Here is a 15948-nt window from a genome sequence, read left to right on the forward strand (position 1 = left end):
AGTTCGGCACGCTCAGTTCGGCATCCGCAGGACGAAGCCGCATTCCAGCGCCACCCAGGCCGCGCCGTCTGGCCCGATCGCGAGGCCGTGCGGTTCGCTGCCCGACGGCAGGTCGATCGTCACCACCTCACCGTCTCCGCTGACCCGGGCCAGCTGGTCGGCGCCCCACAGGCTCACCCACACGCCGTCGTCCGGATCGGCGACGACCGCGTGCGGCTTGCCCGGCAGTTCGAGTTCCTGGATCGCCTCGTCGAGCGGGATACGCCCGAGTTGGTCGGCGCCGATCTCGGTGAACCACACCGCGTCGTCGTGCGTCGCGGTGATGCCCACGGGACCCGCTGCGGGCGTGGGCAGTTCGCGCACCGTCAGGGTTCCGTCGGTCTCCAGCCTGCCGATCGCGTTGCCCTGGTTGATCGTGAACCACATGGCCCCGTCGGGGCCCGCGGTGATCATCGACGGCATGCCGCCGACCACGGCCACACTGGTCACCTCGCCGTCGGTGCTGATCCGGCACACCTCGCCCGAGGTCATCGCGGTGAACCACAGCGCGTCGTCGGGGCCCGCGGCGATGCCGAACGGCGCGCTGCCCTCGGCCAATTCGAATTCAGCAAGCTCACCGTCGACGGTGATCCGGCCGATCCGGTCGTCGCCTGCGCGCGTGAACCACATCGCGCCGTCTGGGCCTGCCGCGATGATCGACGGGCGTGCCTGCGGCGCAACCGGATACACCGCGACCTCGCCGGTTTCGGTGACGCGCGCGATCTCGCCGCTGTGCGCCAGCGTCACCCACATCGCCCCGTCGGGACCCGCCGCGAGCGCGTAGGGCCCGCCGTCGAGCCCCACCTTGAGCGCCTTGCTCACGCCAGCGTCACCAGTCCCAGCTCGTTGTCACCGGCCAGCAGCCGGTGGTGCGGCAGCACGCGCACGGTGTAGCCGACGGGGCCGGCCACGGGCAGCGGCGTGCAGGCCGAGAACACGTCGGTCCCATTGCCGTCCGGGCCCTTGTGGGCCATGGGCACCTTCACCGGGTCCACGATCGCGTCGGTGTCGTCGACGCGGCCCAGCACGGCCTGCACCACCACCTCGTCCGGTCGCAGGCCCGCGAGCTGCACGGTGGCGGTCAGGGTCAGCTCGCAGCCGAGCAGCGGGGTGTCGGGCAGCCCGTAGCTGTCGACGTCGGTGATCTGGACCTTGGGCCACGCCTCCTCGACGCGCTTGCGGAACTCAGCGAGTTCGCGTGCGGCGCCGAACGGTTCACCCGAGGCGGCCTCGACGGTCCTGCGCAACGATTCCGCTGCGGGCAGGTAGTACTTCTCGGTGTAGTCGCGCACCATGCGCGACGCGAGCACCTTGGGCCCGAGCACCTGCAGGGTGTGGCGCACCATCTCGACCCAGCGGGTCGGCACACCGTGCTCGTCGCGTTCGTAGAACTTGGGTGCGACGGCGTTCTCCAGCAGGTCGTAGAGCGCAGCTGCCTCCAGGTCGTCGCGGCGGGCGTCGTCGAGTCCGTCGGCGGTGGGGATCTCCCACCCGTTCTCGCCGTCGAACCACTCGTCCCACCAGCCGTCGCGGATCGACAGGTTGAGCCCGCCGTTGAGCGCGCTCTTCATGCCCGACGTACCGCACGCCTCGAGCGGGCGCAGCGGGTTGTTGAGCCACACGTCGCAGCCCCAGTACAGAAGCCGCGCCATCGACATGTCGTAGTCAGGCAGGAACGCGATGCGGTGGCGCACCTCGGGCCGGTCGGCGAACCGCACCACCTGCTGGATCAGCGCCTTACCACCGTCGTCGGCCGGGTGCGACTTGCCCGCCACGATCAACTGCACCGGACGGTCGGGGTCGAGCAGCAGCCTCTCCAAGCGCTCGGGGTCGCGCAGCATGAGCGTGAGCCGCTTGTAGGTCGGGACACGCCGCGCGAACCCGATGGTCAGCACCGAAGGGTCGAACGCCGTTGCGATCCAACCCAGTTCGGCCTCGGCGGCACCGCGCTCGAGGCAGGACCGACGCAGCCGGGCGCGCACGTCGGCGATCAGCGTCTCGCGCAGCTGCGAGCGGATCCACCACAGATGGCCGGGCTCGACCTGCTGCAGGCGTTCCCACACCTCGGACTCCAGGGCCGATTCGGCGAGTTCGCCACCGATCAGTTCGCGGCCCAGCCGCAGCCACTGCGGTGCGGCCCACGTGGGCGCGTGCACGCCGTTGGTGATCGAGCCGATCGGCACCTCGTCGGCGTCGAACCCCGGCCACAGCTCGTTGAACATCGACCGGCTGACCCGGCCGTGCAGCAGCGACACACCGTTGGCGCGCTGCGCGAGCCGCAGCCCCATGTGCGCCATGTTGAACTTCGACGGATCGTCCTCGGCGCCGAACGCGATCACGCGGTCCAGCGGTACGCCGGGCAGCAACCGGGAATCGGCGGGCCCGCCCGGCGGGCTGCCGAAGTAGCGCTTGACCATGTCGACCGGGAACCGGTCGATGCCCGCGGGCACCGGCGTGTGCGTCGTGAACACCGTCGAGGACCGCACGACCGCGAGCGCGGTGTCGAAATCCAGCCCGGCGGCCACGAGTTCACGGATGCGCTCGGCGCCCAGGAACCCGGCGTGCCCCTCGTTCATGTGGAACACCTCGGGCGCGGGCAGGCCCTCGATCTCGGTGAACGCGCGGATCGCCCGGACCCCGCCGATACCGGCGAGGATCTCCTGCTTGATGCGGTGCTCCTGGTCACCGCCGTACAGGCGGTCGGTGGTGCCACGCAGATCGTGCTCGTTCTCGGGGATGTCGGAATCGAGCAGCAGCAACGGAATCCGGCCCACCTGCGCGATCCACACCCGCGCGCGCAGATCGCGGCCCTCGGGCAGGGCGAGCTCGATGAGCACCGGGTCGCCGTCGGCGGCGGTCAGCAGCCGCAGCGGCAGGCCCTGCGGATCCAGCGACGGGTAGTTCTCGTGCTGCCAGCCGTCGGCGGTCAGCGACTGCCGGAAGTAGCCGGACCGGTAGTACAGGCCCACCGCGATCAACGGCAGGCCCAGATCCGATGCGGACTTGAGGTGGTCACCGGCCAGGATGCCGAGGCCACCGGAGTAGTTCGGCAGCACGCTCGCGACGCCGAATTCCATCGAGAAGTACGCGATGCCCTTGGGCATGGCCACGCCGGTGTCGAGCTGCTGCTGGTACCACAGCGGGCGGGTGAGGTAGTTGTCCAGATCGGCGGCCAGCTCGTCGAGCCGGTCCAGGAACGAGTGGTCGGCCGCGAGCTCGTCGAGCCGCTTGGGGCTGACCGATCCGAGCAGTGCGACCGGATCCCCGTCGTTGCGCGCCCACTGTTCCGGATCGATCGTCGCAAACAGATCCTGGGTCGGTTTGTGCCACGACCAGCGGAGGTTGATCGACAGGCGCTCAAGGGCTGCCAGCCGCTCCGGGAGATGCGTGCGGACGGTGAACCTGCGAAGGGCTTTCACGCGACACAACCTTACTGACAAATCCCGCATCCGCAGAGAACGCGACCGCCACGAGCTCCGGCTTCACCCACGCGTGATTGGCCAGGACACTACGGTGGGTATGAGACGCGACAAGGCGGTGAACTTCCAAGAGCGGTCGGGCGAGACCGCGACGACGTGAGGAGTGGTTGGGTGGCCGGTCGTATCGGAATCGACGACGTCGCACCTGTGGTGTCGTGCGGGCGTTACCCCGCCAAAGCCGTCGTCGGTGAGGTCGTGCCGGTGCGCGCCACGGTGTGGCGCGAGGGGCACGACGCGGTCTCGGCAACCCTGGTGGTGCGCTACCTGGGCACCGAGTTCCCGCGCCTGGCCTCCGGCCCGGGCACGACGCCTCCCGCGGTTCCGCTGGGCACCGTGGTCCAGCCCGGCAAACGGGTCAAACCACAGATCCTGCAGATGTCGAAGGGGCGCACGCCTGATGTGTTCCACGGCGAGTTCACCCCCGACGCCGTCGGGTTGTGGACCTTCCGGGTGGACGGCTGGGGCGATCCCATCGCGACGTGGCGCCATGCCGTGGAGGCCAAGCTCGAGGCCGGCCAGAGCGAGACCGAGCTGAACAACGATCTGCTGGTGGGCGCGCGTCTGCTGATGCGCGCGGCCGAGGGCGTGCCGCGCAAACTGCGCGACCCCCTGCTGGAGGCCGCGCAGCAGTTGCGCACCCCCGGGGACCCCTACCAGCGGGCCGGTGGGGCACTGTCGCCCGAGGTCGCCGACCTGCTGCTGCAGTACCCGCTGCGTGAGTTCGTCACGCGCGGCGAGGTGCACGGCGTGTGGGTGGACCGTCCGCTCGCGCGGTTCAGTTCGTGGTACGAGATGTTCCCGCGTTCGACCGGCGGGTGGGACGAGAACGGCCACCCCGTGCACGGCACGTTCGCGACCGCTGCCGCGGCGCTCCCCCGCATCGCCCGTATGGGTTTCAACGTCGTCTACCTGCCGCCCATCCACCCCATCGGCAAGGTGCACCGCAAGGGCCGCAACAACTCGGTGACGGCCGCGCCCGGCGACGTCGGGTCGCCGTGGGCGATCGGCAGCGACGAGGGCGGTCACGACGCCGTGCACCCCGACCTGGGCACGATCGACGATTTCGACGCGTTCGTGGCGGCCGCGCGCGACGCCGGGCTCGAGGTGGCACTGGACCTCGCGCTGCAGTGCGCGCCGGATCATCCGTGGGCCAAGGAGCATCCCGAGTGGTTCACGGTGCTGCCCGACGGCACCATCGCCTACGCCGAGAACCCGCCCAAGAAGTACCAGGACATCTATCCGCTGAACTTCGACAACGACCCCGACGGTCTGTTCCACGAGGTGCTGCGGGTGGTCAAGTTCTGGATCTCCCACGGGGTCAAGGTGTTCCGCGTCGACAATCCGCACACCAAGCCGCCGAACTTCTGGGCGTGGCTGATCGCCGAGGTCAAGAACGAAGACCCTGACATCCTGTTCCTGTCCGAGGCGTTCACACGGCCCGCGCGGTTGTACGGCTTGGCGAAACTCGGCTTCACGCAGTCCTATACGTACTTCACGTGGCGCACCGCCAAGTGGGAGCTCACCGAGTTCGGCGAGGAGATCGCCAAGTACGCCGACCACGCACGCCCCAACCTGTGGGTCAACACCCCCGACATCCTGCACGAGTCGCTGCAGCACGGCGGGCCGGGCATGTTCGCGATCCGCGCTGTGCTCGCGTCGACCATGAGCTCGTCGTGGGGCGTGTACTCCGGCTACGAACTGTTCGAGCACCGGTCCGTGCGCGAGGGCAGCGAGGAGTACCTGGATTCGGAGAAGTACGAACTGCGGCCGCGCGACTTCGACGGCGCGCTCGCCAGAGGCGAATCCCTTGAGCCGTTCCTCACCCGGCTCAACGAGATCCGGCGGCTGCACCCCGCGCTGCGCCAGTTGCGCACCATCAAGTTCCACCACCTCGACAACGACGCGCTGCTGGCCTACAGCAAGTTCGACCCGGTCACCGGTGACACCGTGCTGGTGGTTGTGACGCTCAACCCGTTCGGGCCCGAGGAGTCCACTTTGTGGTTGGACATGGAGGCACTGGGTATGGAGCCCTATGACCGGTTCTGGGTCCGCGACGAGATCACGGGTGAGGAATATCAGTGGGGACAGTCCAATTACGTGCGCATCGAACCCGCCAAGGCGGTGGCGCATGTGCTGAACATGCCACTCATACCGTACGAGAAACGACTCGACTTGCTACGCAGGGAATGAGGGCGAGATGACGAGAAGCAGCAATCAACTCACCGACGCACATCTGCGGCCGGACCCGTCCGACATCCATCGCCTGCTGGCCGGTGAGCACCACGACCCGCATTCCGTGCTCGGTGCGCACGAGTACCCCGGCCACACCGTGATCCGTGCCTTCCGTCCGCACGCGGTCAAGGTCACCGCGGTCATCGGCGGTGAGCGCCACGTGATGCAGCATCTGGAATCCGGGTTGTTCGCGGTCGCGGTGCCGTTCACCAACCTCATCGACTACCGCCTGGAGATCGACTACCCCGGCGTCGGCGACGCCGTCGTCACACACACCACGGCCGACGCCTACCGGTTCCTGCCGACGCTGGGCGAGCTCGACCTGCACCTGTTCGCCGAGGGCCGCCACGAGCGGCTGTGGGAGATCCTCGGCGCGCACCGGCGCACCTTCACCACGGCCGACGGCCCGGTGTCGGGGGTGTCGTTCGCGGTGTGGGCGCCCAACGCCAAGGGCGTCAGCCTGATCGGCGAGTTCAACCACTGGGGCGGCAACGACGCCCCCATGCGCGTGCTCGGGTCCTCGGGTGTCTGGGAGCTGTTCTGGCCGGGCTTCCCGCCCGACGGGCTGTACAAGTTCCGCGTGCACGGCGCCGACGGTTCGGTGACCGACCGTGCCGACCCGATGGCGTTCGCCACCGAGGTCCCGCCGCACACCGCATCGCGGGTCACCGAGAGCACCTACGAGTGGCACGACGAGGACTGGATGACGCGCCGCGCGAGCCTCAACCCAGTCTTCGAGCCGATGAGCACCCTCGAGGTGCACCTGCTGTCGTGGCGGCCCGGGCTCACCTACCGCCAACTCGCCACCGAGCTCACCGAATACGTTGTGGAACAGGGTTTCACGCACGTCGAGATGCTGCCGGTCGCCGAGCATCCGTTCGGCGGGTCGTGGGGCTACCAGGTCACGTCGTACTACGCCCCCACGTCGCGCCTGGGGACGCCCGACGATTTCCGGTATCTGGTCGACGCGCTGCACCAGGCGGGGATCGGCGTCATCGTCGACTGGGTGCCCGCGCACTTCCCCAAGGACGCCTGGGCGCTCGGACGGTTCGACGGGACCGCGCTCTACGAGCATTCCGACCCGCGCCGCGGCGAGCAACTCGACTGGGGCACCTACGTTTTCGACTTCGGCAGGCCCGAGGTCCGCAACTTCCTGGTGGCCAACGCACTGTACTGGCTGCAGGAGTTCCACATCGACGGCCTGCGGGTCGACGCCGTGGCATCCATGCTGTACCTGGACTATTCACGCCCCGAAGGCGGGTGGACACCCAACCAGTACGGCGGCCGCGAGAACCTCGAGGCCGTGCAGTTCCTGCAGGAGATGAACGCCACGGTGCACAAGGTGGCGCCCGGCATCGTGACCGTGGCCGAGGAGTCCACGTCGTGGCCCGGCGTCACCAGGCCGACCAACCTTGGCGGCCTTGGCTTCTCGATGAAGTGGAACATGGGCTGGATGAACGACACGCTGGCCTACATCAGCCGTGACCCCATCTACCGCAGCTACCACCACCACGAGATGACGTTCTCGATGCTGTACGCCTACAGCGAGAACTACGTGCTGCCCATCAGCCACGACGAGGTGGTGCACGGCAAGGGCACGCTGTGGAGCCGCATGCCCGGCGGCGACCACGAGAAGGCCGCGGGCCTGCGCAGCCTGCTGGCCTACCAGTGGGCGCATCCCGGCAAGCAACTGCTGTTCATGGGCCAGGAGTTCGGCCAGCGCGCCGAGTGGTCCGAGGAACGCGGGCTGGACTGGTACCAACTCGACGAGCAGAGCTTCTCCACCGGCGTGCAGAACCTGGTGCGCGACCTCAACGCCATCTACCGCAGCCGACCCGCCCTGTGGAGCCGCGACACCAGCCCCGAGGGCTACTCGTGGATCGACGCCAACGACTCGGCCAACAACGTGCTGAGCTTTTTGCGCTTCGGCAACGACGGTTCGATGCTCGCGTGCGTCATCAACTTCGCGGGCTCCGAGCACAGCCAGTACCGGCTGGGCCTGCCCCACGCCGGCACGTGGCGTGAGGTGCTCAACACCGACGCCGACATCTACAACGGCTCGGGCATCGGCAACTACGGTGCCGTCGAGGCCACCGACGAACCCTGGCACGGCAGGCCGGCCTCGGCCGTCATGGTGCTGCCGCCGCTGTCGATGCTCTGGTTCGAGCCGGCTTAGTACAGGGCGTTGGCGAGATTGCGGCGCCCGGCGATCACCTCGGGATCTGCCGGGTCGAACAGCTCGAAGAGCTCGATGAGCCGCGTGCGCACCTTGGTGCGGTCATCGCCCGCCGTGCGCTTGATGAGCGCGATGAGCCGGTCGAAGGCCGCACTGACCTGCTGCGCGAGGATCTCGACGTCGGCCGCCGCGAAAGCCGCCTCGATGTCGTCGGGTGCCGCGTCGGCCACCTCGACCGCGTCGGGCCGCTGCGCGGTGGCGCGCTGCAGGAAACCGATCTGGCGGACGGCGCCCTTGGCCTCGGGGTGATTGGGCTGGGCTTCGAGGATCGCCTCGTAGGCCTTGAGCGCCTCGTCGAAGTTGCCCTGGTCGAGGTGGGCACGCGCCTGGGCGAGCGCGGGATCGACCTGCTCGGCCTCTTCTCCGCTGCCGGACAGCTTGCCTGCCGTCGCCTCGAGCAGCGAGTCGACCCAGCGGCGGAGCTGTTCGGGCGGTTGCGGGCCCTGGAAGCTCGCGATGGGCTGGCCACCGGCGAGCGCGACGACCGTCGGCACTGCCTGGATACCGAACATCTGCGCGATGCGCGGCGTGGTGTCGACGTTCACCGCGGCCAGCGACCACTTGCCGCCGTCGGCGGATGCCAGATCCGCGAAGGTCTCGGTGAGCTGGGCACTGGCGTCACTGCGCGGCGACCACAGCACCACCACGACCGGGACCTGCCCGGAGCGGACGAGGACTTCTGCTTCGAAATTCGCTTCGGTGACCTCTGTGACGTTCGGGCCGCCGGGGGCGGGAGCCGCCTCGCCGCTCGCGGCAGGCCGCTTGAGTGCCGAGAGGTCAACAGCACCGGCCAGCGCCGGACCGATGGAAGGACGTGGACGAGTCACGCCTCCAAGTCTGTCACGTCGTTTCCGGTGCGGGGCCGCCCGGTTGCACACCGATCGCCGCGGCCGCGGGGGTTCCGATCTTGCCGGTGCGGTCGGCCCACATGATGAAGATCACACTGCCCAGTGGCACGATGCTCGCCAGCAACGCCAGACCCCACGTGACGACCGACCATTTGAAAGCGAGGCCGACGAGGACCGCGACAGCCAGGAAAGCCACGAACACACCGCCGTGGACGGGGCCGAAAACCTTCACCCCGATCTCGGTGCGCGGTGAGCCCAGGTACTTGAAATACATCCCGACCAGCAGGCCTGCCCAGCTGACGGCCTCGGCGAGGCCGATGAGACGAAACCAGCCGGGGATCGAGCGCAAGTCGAAAGAACTCGTCATGAGCGCCATTGTGCCCGACCCGCCGGCCAGCTACTACAACGTGTCGTTGATTGTGTCCGGGCTCTCTCAGCGACGCAGGACCAGGGCGTCGCCCTGACCGCCGGCACCGCACAGGGCCGCGACCGCGTACCCGGAACCGCGGCGCGCGAGCTCGAGCGCGGCGTGCAGCGCGATGCGCGCACCGGACATGCCGATCGGGTGGCCGATGGCGATGGCGCCACCGTTGACGTTCACCTTGGCCGGGTCGACGCCGAGTTCCTTGGTCGAGGCGAGCGCGACGGCCGCGAACGCCTCGTTGATCTCGATGACATCGAGCTGATCGACCGTGATGCCCTCGCGCGTGATGGCCTTCTTGATCGCGTTGGCCGGCTGCGACTGCAGCGTCGAGTCGGGGCCGGCGACGACGCCGTGCGCGCCGATCTCGGCGAGCCAGGTCAGACCCAGCTCCTCGGCCTTGGCCTTGTTCATCACGATCACGGCGGCAGCCCCGTCGGAGATCTGCGACGCCGAACCGGCCGTGATGGTGCCGTCCTTGCGGAACGCGGGCTTCAGCCCCGCGAGCGACTCGGCGGTGGTGTTGGCGCGGATGCCCTCGTCCTCGGCGAACTCGATCGGGTCACCCTTGCGCTGCGGGATGGACACCGGAACGACCTCGTCGGCGAAGACGCCGTCCTTCCACGCCGCGGCGGCCTTCTGGTGCGACTGCGCGGCGTACTCGTCCTGCTCGGCGCGCGTGAACTTGTCGACATCGTTGCGCTGCTCGGTGAGCGCACCCATGGGCTGATCGGTGAACACGTCGTGCAGACCGTCGTAGGCGAGGTGATCGACCAGGGTGGCGTCGCCGTACTTGTAGCCCTCGCGGCTCTTGGGCAACAGGTGCGGGGCCTGGCTCATCGATTCCTGGCCACCTGCGACGATGACGTCGAATTCACCAGCGCGGATCAACTGGTCGGCGAGTGCGATCGCGTCGATGCCCGACAGGCACATCTTGTTGATGCTCAGCGCAGCGACATCCCACGGGATACCGGCGGCCACCGCGGCCTGACGCGCGGGCATCTGGCCCGCGCCCGCCGTGAGCACCTGACCCATGATCACGTACTCCACCATCGATGCAGGTACGTTGGCCTTTTCGAGAGCCGCGCGGATCGCGATGGCGCCAAGATCGGTGCCGGAGAAATCCTTGAGCGAACCCATCAACTTACCGACTGGTGTACGCGCTCCAGCAACGATCACCGACGTGGTCATATTCGAACCTCCCCAAATAGCTGTGTTAACGATGATTAACCGGCACAGCTGTCTCACGGAAGGTGCTGTGGGAAATCACACAGGAGTAAAAAGTATGCCTTCAGGTTACCTTTACGTTATGACCACGGAGCACGTTGACGCCCGTCCGGCGCTGGCCAGCGCACTGGTGACCGCAATCGACCATGTCGGCATCGCGGTGCCGGACCTCGACGCAGCGGCCAAGTGGTACCACGATCACCTCGGCATGATCGTGCTGCACGAGGAGATCAACGAGGAGCAGGGCGTGCGTGAGGCCATGCTGTCGGTCCGCGGCGCGCCCAAGGGCAGCGCGCAGATCCAGTTGCTCGCCCCGATCGACGAGAAATCGACGATCGCCAAGTTCATCGACACCCGCGGCCCGGGCCTGCAGCAGCTCGCCTACCGCACCAGCGACATCGACGCCCTGTCCGACCGCCTGCGCGCCGACGGCGTGCGTCTGCTGTACGACGCACCCAAGCGTGGCACCGCGAACTCGCGCATCAACTTCATCCACCCCAAGGATGCCGGTGGTGTGCTGATCGAGCTGGTCGAGCCCAGCCCCGAAGAGCACTGACGAACATCCGCAGGTGGTCAGGACCACCTGCGGGTCGGCCCGCGGTTGTCCCGATTGGCCCAGCACGGCGTATGCCAGTGCCTGCGGTCCTCCACACCTGAGGCGGATCCCGTCGGCCACACCACGACATGGGCCGTGCCCGACCGGATCTCGTGATCACACCCCGGGCACCGGTAGGTCTTGGTCGCACGCGACGCAGTGACCTGTCGCACCTCGTAGTCGTAGCCGTCCGGTCCGGTCTCCACACGGCGCGACGTCAGCGACGGCGGCAGCGGTGGTGGCGTCTGCCGCCATTTGTCCCTACGCCGGCGCGCCATCAGAAGAGCCGGTACTCGTCGCTGTCCATTCCGCGCATCTGGTCGTAATCGAGTGTCACACAACGGATTCCACGGTCAGTGGCGAGCGTGCGGGCCTGCGGTTTGATCTGCTGCGCGGCGAACACACCTGCCACCGGCGCGAGCAACGAGTCGCGGTTGAGCAGTTCCAGGTAGCGCGTCAGCTGTTCGACGCCGTCGATCTCGCCGCGGCGCTTGATCTCCACGGCGACCGAACGGCCCAGCTCGTCGCGGCACAACAGGTCGACGGGCCCGATCGGGGTCGGATACTCGCGGCGCACGAGTGTGTAACCGGCGCCGAGCAGCTCGACGTGTTCGGCCAGCAACGCCTGCAGATGGGCCTCGACGCCGTCCTTCACCAGGCCCGGATCCACGCCGAGCTCGTGGTGCGAATCATGCTCGATGTCCTCGACCGTGATGCGCAGTTGCTCGCCGGTCTTGTTCTCCACGACCCACAGCGCCACACCGGTTTCGGTGTCCTGTTCGGTGACCCAGCACGGCGGGCTCATCCAGTTCAACGGCTTGTAGGCGCGGTCGTCGGCGTGCACGCTGACGGACCCGTCGGCCTTGAACAGCAGCAACCGGCGGGCAGAGGGCAGATGAGCGGTGAGCCGGCCGACGTAGTCGACGGTGCACTGGGCTATCACGAGGCGCACCCGATCCACCTTAAAGGCACCGCCGACGAACTAGGCTGGCGCCACAATGAACGCCGACAATTCGCTGGCGCGGCAGCTGGGCCGGGTGCTGGAAACCGTCACACGGCAGAACAGCAGGCTCCCGTCGGGCACGCCGGAGTACGGCTCGTGGATCCTCGGCCGCGTCACCGAGAGCCAGAGCAGACGCCGCATCCGCATCCAGCTGATCCTGACGACGTTCGTCGTCATCGCCAACCTGCTGGGTATCGCGGTGTCGTTCCTGGTGCTCACGGTGCTCTTCCCGTCCCCCAGCGTGTTCGACGCGCGCGTCGCGCCGTACACCTACATCGTCGCGCCCGCCTACGTCGTGGGCGCGCTCGTCGTCGGGGTCATCTGGGCCACCAACCGCGTGATCGGCAACGTGCGCTGGGCGCTCGAAGAGCGGCCCCCGACGCCGCAGGATCAGCGCAACACGTTCTTCGCGCCGTTCCGGCTGACGCGTGTCCTGCTCATCCTGTGGGCGGCGGGTACCGCGTTGCTGACGACGTTGTACGGCATGGTGGACACCAACTTCATCCCGAAAGTCCTGCTGGGAATCAGCTTTCCGGGCATCGTGGTGTCGGTCAGCTGCCATCTGTTCACCGAGTTCGCGTTGCGGCCCGTGGCCGCGCAGGCCCTCGAGGCCGGGCCACCCCCGGTGCGACTGGCACCGGGCATCATGGGCCGCACGATGGTGGTGTGGGCGCTCGGATCGGGCGTGCCGATTCTGGGCATCCTGCTGGCCGGCGTGTTCGCGGTGACGCTGGAGAACCTGACGCCGACGCAGTTCGCCTACGCGGTCATGGGACTCGCGGTGTTCGCGCTGGTGTTCGGCTTCATCTTGATGTGGATCCTGTCCTGGCTCACCGCAACTCCGATCCGCGTCGTGCGCGCCGCGCTCAACCGCGTCGAGCAGGGCGACCTCGACACCAACCTCGTGGTGTTCGACGGCACCGAACTCGGCCAGCTGCAGCGGGGTTTCAACTCGATGGTGCACGGACTGCGCGAGCGCGAGCGTGTACGCGACCTGTTCGGCAGGCACGTCGGCCGCGAGGTCGCCGTGCTCGCCGAGCAGCAGAAGTTCACGCTGGGAGGCGAGGAACGCCACGCCGCAGTGGTTTTCGTCGATGTCATCGGTTCGACGCAGCTGGTCACCAGCCGCCCCGCCGTCGAGGTGGTCGAACTGCTCAACCGGTTCTTCGCGGTGATCGTCGACGAGGTGGACGCACATCGCGGTCTGGTGAACAAGTTCGAGGGTGACGCGGTGCTCGCGGTGTTCGGCGCCCCGGTGGCGCTCGACAACGCCGAGGACGAGGCGCTCGGGGCCGCACGCGGCATCGCACGGCGCCTGCGCGAGGAGGTGCCCGAACTCGACGCGGGCATCGGCGTGGCCGCGGGCCAGGTGGTGGCAGGCAACGTCGGGGCCAAACAGCGCTTCGAGTACACCGTCATCGGTGAACCCGTCAACGAGGCCGCGCGTCTGTGCGAGTTCGCCAAATCGGTGCCCGGCCACGTGGTGGCGTCGTCGGACACCCTGGCCAACGCGTCCGAAAACGAAAGGGCGCGCTGGTCGTTGGGCGAATCGGTCACGCTGCGCGGCCTCGACGAGCCCACCCGGCTCGCCGTCCCGGTCTGACGACGTCGCCACAGCGGCACCACTTCGATGTCGCTTTTCCGCCAGTGGTGCGGTGGCGCGCATGCCATCGTGGACGACATGCACGAGGATTTCGACCGCTGTTACCGGGCCGTGCAGTCCAAGGACGCGCGGTTCGACGGCTGGTTCGTCACCGCCGTGCTCACCACCGGGATCTACTGCAGGCCCAGTTGCCCCGTACGCCCGCCGCTCGCGCGCAATCTGCGGTTCTATCCGACGGCGGCGGCCGCACAGGCCGCGGGTTTCCGGGCGTGCAAGCGGTGCCGCCCGGACGCCTCCCCAGGGTCACCCGAATGGAATGTGCGTGGTGACGTCGTCGCCCGGTGCATGCGGTTGATCGCCGACGGCACGGTCGATCGCGAGGGCGTCACGGGTCTGGCTGCCCGGCTGGGCTACACCACACGCCAGTTGCAGCGCATCACGCAGGCCGAACTCGGTGCCGGTCCCCTCGCACTCGCCCGCGCACAACGCGCCCAGACCGCCCGCGTGCTCATCGAGACCACCGAATTGCCGTTCAGCGACGTGGCATTCGCCTCCGGGTTCGCCTCCATCCGCCAGTTCAACGACACCGTGCGGGCGGTGTGCGATCTCACCCCGACCGAACTGCGGCACAAGGCCCGCAGCCGGTTCGGACCGGTATCGGCGGCTCCCGGCGCGTTGACGCTGCGGCTGCCGGTGCGGGCCCCGTTCGCCTACGAGGGGCTGTTCGGACATCTGGCGGCGAGTGCCGCACCGGGTATCGAAGAGGTTCGCGGCGACACCTACCGCCGCACCCTGCGTCTGCCCCACGGACACGGCATCGTCGGGCTGCGACCGTATCCGGACCACGTGCGCTGCGAACTGGTGCTCGACGACTTCCGCGACCTGGCTGCGGCGATCGCCCGGTGCCGCCGCCTGCTCGACCTCGACGCCGATCCCGAAGCGGTGGTGGAGTTTCTCGGAGCCGACGCAGACCTGAAAGCGGTGGTCGCCAAGGCGCCAGGACAGCGGATCCCGCGCACGGTTGACGAGGCCGAACTCGCGTTGCGGGTGGTGATCGGTCAGCAGGTCTCGATCAAGGCGGCCCGCACGCATGTGGGCCGGCTCGTCGCACGGTACGGCTCGAGGATCGACGACGAGGGTGGCGGGCTCACGCACGTGTTCCCCAGCGTCGATCAGCTCGCCGAGATGAGCCCGGATGATCTGGCGATGCCGGCCTCACGCAAGCGGACCGTGCTGAGCATGGTTCGTGCCCTTGCCGACGGCACGCTGGTCGTCGATCCCGGCTGTGACTGGGGGCTGGCACGCGAACAACTGCTCGCGCTGCCCGGAGTGGGCCCGTGGACGGCCGAGGTGATCGCCATGCGGGGCCTGGGTGATCCCGACGCGTTCCCCGCGAGCGATCTCGGTGTGCGCCTGGCCGCGGAACAGTTGGGACTGCCGGCCGATACCCGGGCCCTGACGGCCTACAGCAGCCGGTGGCGGCCGTGGCGCGCGTACGCGACGCAACATCTGTGGACCACACTCGAACACGACGTCAACCAGTGGCCCGTGCCGCTGGCCACGTGAAGGGATTGCACCGTGACACTGAAATGCCGCACAGTCGACAGCCCGGTCGGTCCGTTGACCCTCGCGGGCCGCGACGGACACCTGATGCACCTTCGTATGGAGGACCAGACCTATGAGCCCAGCCGTGACGGTTGGGAGGTCGATGACAGCGCATTTCCTGAAGTTGTCGAACAGCTGGCCGAGTACTTCGCCGGCGAGCGCACTGATTTCGAGTTGTCCCTCGACCTGGTCGGCACGGCGTTCCAGCGCACGGTGTGGACCGCACTGCGGGAGATCCCGTACGGACAGACGTGTTCGTACGGCGAGATCGCGCGAAAGATCGGCTCACCGGGCGCTTCGCGGGCCGTCGGACTGGCCAACGGCCACAATCCCATCGGCATCATCGTGCCGTGCCATCGCGTGATCGGCGCGAACGGAAGTCTCACGGGTTATGGGGGCGGCCTCGAACGCAAGCGAATGCTGCTCGACTTGGAGAAAAGCCGAATGGCGCCGGCGCTTTTCTGAATTCGCGAATTACAAATACATATACAGGTGCCTGAGCCCCCCAATCGGAATTGGGGGGCTCAGGTCAATTTGTGTTCGGCGGTGTCCTACTTTTCCACCCGGAAGGGTAGTATCATCGGCGCTGGCAGGCTTAGCTTCCGGGTTCGGGATGGGACCGGGCGTTTCCCTGCCGCTATGGACCGCCGTAACTCTATT

13 protein-coding genes and 1 rRNA gene are annotated in these 15948 nt (G+C 68.1%); 6 read left to right on the forward strand and 8 right to left on the reverse strand.

Annotated features, from left to right (window positions below; all coding sequences use genetic code 11):
* Nucleotides 1–12 precede the first annotated feature (12 nt).
* A complete protein-coding gene (locus AT701_RS24005) occupies nucleotides 13–861 on the reverse strand; it encodes a virginiamycin B lyase (RefSeq protein ID WP_011730187.1) in 849 nt (282 codons plus the stop codon).
* Complete coding sequence (locus AT701_RS24010; protein ID WP_011730188.1) at nucleotides 858–3458, reverse strand: glycosyltransferase family 1 protein; 2601 nt, start codon at nucleotides 3456–3458, stop codon at nucleotides 858–860. The genes AT701_RS24005 and AT701_RS24010 overlap by 4 nt, the downstream gene beginning before the upstream one ends.
* Before the next feature lie 171 nt (nucleotides 3459–3629).
* Here AT701_RS24010 and AT701_RS24015 point away from each other — a divergent pair, with 171 nt between their 5' ends.
* Together AT701_RS24015 and glgB are read left to right on the forward strand one after the other, a co-directional pair.
* Nucleotides 3630–5708 (forward strand): alpha-1,4-glucan--maltose-1-phosphate maltosyltransferase, encoded by a 2079-nt coding sequence (locus AT701_RS24015; protein ID WP_003896313.1) that lies wholly within the window; start codon nucleotides 3630–3632, stop codon nucleotides 5706–5708.
* Between the two features lie 7 nt (nucleotides 5709–5715).
* Nucleotides 5716–7926 carry a 1,4-alpha-glucan branching protein GlgB gene (gene glgB, locus AT701_RS24020; RefSeq protein ID WP_011730189.1) on the forward strand — a complete coding sequence of 737 codons (2211 nt, stop codon included), beginning with the start codon at nucleotides 5716–5718 and terminating at the stop codon, nucleotides 7924–7926.
* Here the strand turns inward: glgB and AT701_RS24025 are convergent.
* The 3 genes from AT701_RS24025 to AT701_RS24035 are packed head-to-tail and all read right to left on the reverse strand — an operon-like array spanning nucleotide 7923 to nucleotide 10446.
* A complete protein-coding gene (locus tag AT701_RS24025; RefSeq protein ID WP_011730190.1) occupies nucleotides 7923–8813 on the reverse strand; it encodes a tetratricopeptide repeat protein in 891 nt (296 codons plus the stop codon). The genes glgB and AT701_RS24025 overlap by 4 nt on opposite strands.
* Before the next feature lie 13 nt (nucleotides 8814–8826).
* On the reverse strand, nucleotides 8827–9210 hold the full coding sequence (locus AT701_RS24030) for a DUF3817 domain-containing protein (RefSeq protein ID WP_011730191.1): 384 nt from the start codon (nucleotides 9208–9210) through the stop codon (nucleotides 8827–8829).
* A 57-nt stretch (nucleotides 9211–9267) separates the two neighbouring features.
* Complete coding sequence (locus AT701_RS24035; RefSeq protein WP_014878184.1) at nucleotides 9268–10446, reverse strand: acetyl-CoA C-acetyltransferase; 1179 nt, start codon at nucleotides 10444–10446, stop codon at nucleotides 9268–9270.
* A gap of 118 nt (nucleotides 10447–10564) precedes the next feature.
* Between AT701_RS24035 and mce the strand changes: the two genes are divergently transcribed.
* A complete protein-coding gene (gene mce, locus AT701_RS24040) occupies nucleotides 10565–11038 on the forward strand; it encodes a methylmalonyl-CoA epimerase (RefSeq protein ID WP_011730193.1) in 474 nt (157 codons plus the stop codon).
* A gap of 17 nt (nucleotides 11039–11055) precedes the next feature.
* Here the strand turns inward: mce and AT701_RS24045 are convergent, their stop codons facing one another.
* Both AT701_RS24045 and nucS read right to left on the reverse strand, forming a co-directional pair.
* Nucleotides 11056–11355, reverse strand: a complete 300-nt coding sequence (locus AT701_RS24045) for an Rv1322 family protein (protein ID WP_011730194.1) — start codon at nucleotides 11353–11355, stop codon at nucleotides 11056–11058.
* Complete coding sequence (gene nucS / locus AT701_RS24050; RefSeq protein WP_011730195.1) at nucleotides 11355–12029, reverse strand: endonuclease NucS; 675 nt, start codon at nucleotides 12027–12029, stop codon at nucleotides 11355–11357. The genes AT701_RS24045 and nucS overlap by 1 nt, the downstream gene beginning before the upstream one ends.
* Nucleotides 12030–12075: 46 nt before the next feature.
* Between nucS and AT701_RS24055 the strand changes: the two genes are divergently transcribed.
* From AT701_RS24055 to AT701_RS24065, 3 genes are all read left to right on the forward strand, one after another.
* Nucleotides 12076–13683 carry an adenylate/guanylate cyclase domain-containing protein gene (locus AT701_RS24055; RefSeq protein WP_058126735.1) on the forward strand — a complete coding sequence of 536 codons (1608 nt, stop codon included), beginning with the start codon at nucleotides 12076–12078 and terminating at the stop codon, nucleotides 13681–13683.
* Nucleotides 13684–13761: 78 nt separating this feature from the next.
* Complete coding sequence (locus AT701_RS24060; protein ID WP_058127718.1) at nucleotides 13762–15249, forward strand: DNA-3-methyladenine glycosylase 2 family protein; 1488 nt, start codon at nucleotides 13762–13764, stop codon at nucleotides 15247–15249.
* 12 nt (nucleotides 15250–15261) lie between these two features.
* A complete protein-coding gene (locus tag AT701_RS24065) occupies nucleotides 15262–15753 on the forward strand; it encodes a methylated-DNA--[protein]-cysteine S-methyltransferase (RefSeq protein WP_058126736.1) in 492 nt (163 codons plus the stop codon).
* A gap of 73 nt (nucleotides 15754–15826) precedes the next feature.
* Here the strand turns inward: AT701_RS24065 and rrf are convergent.
* Nucleotides 15827–15940: ribosomal RNA gene (rrf, locus tag AT701_RS24070) — 5S ribosomal RNA — on the reverse strand.
* Between the last annotated feature and the right edge of the window lie 8 nt (nucleotides 15941–15948).

Source organism: Mycolicibacterium smegmatis, assembly GCF_001457595.1.
GTDB classification, from domain to species: Bacteria; Actinomycetota; Actinomycetes; order Mycobacteriales; family Mycobacteriaceae; genus Mycobacterium; species Mycobacterium smegmatis.

Coding starts and splice junctions, on each gene's coding strand:
- AT701_RS24060 (WP_058127718.1), top strand. CDS start 13,762: ATGCACGAGGATTTCGACCGCTGTTACCGGGCCGTGCAGTCCAAGGAC.
- AT701_RS24030 (WP_011730191.1), bottom strand. CDS start 9,210: ATGGCGCTCATGACGAGTTCTTTCGACTTGCGCTCGATCCCCGGCTGG.
- AT701_RS24045 (WP_011730194.1), bottom strand. CDS start 11,355: ATGGCGCGCCGGCGTAGGGACAAATGGCGGCAGACGCCACCACCGCTG.
- AT701_RS24035 (WP_014878184.1), bottom strand. CDS start 10,446: ATGACCACGTCGGTGATCGTTGCTGGAGCGCGTACACCAGTCGGTAAG.
- AT701_RS24055 (WP_058126735.1), top strand. CDS start 12,076: ATGAACGCCGACAATTCGCTGGCGCGGCAGCTGGGCCGGGTGCTGGAA.
- mce (WP_011730193.1), top strand. CDS start 10,565: ATGACCACGGAGCACGTTGACGCCCGTCCGGCGCTGGCCAGCGCACTG.
- glgB (WP_011730189.1), top strand. CDS start 5,716: ATGACGAGAAGCAGCAATCAACTCACCGACGCACATCTGCGGCCGGAC.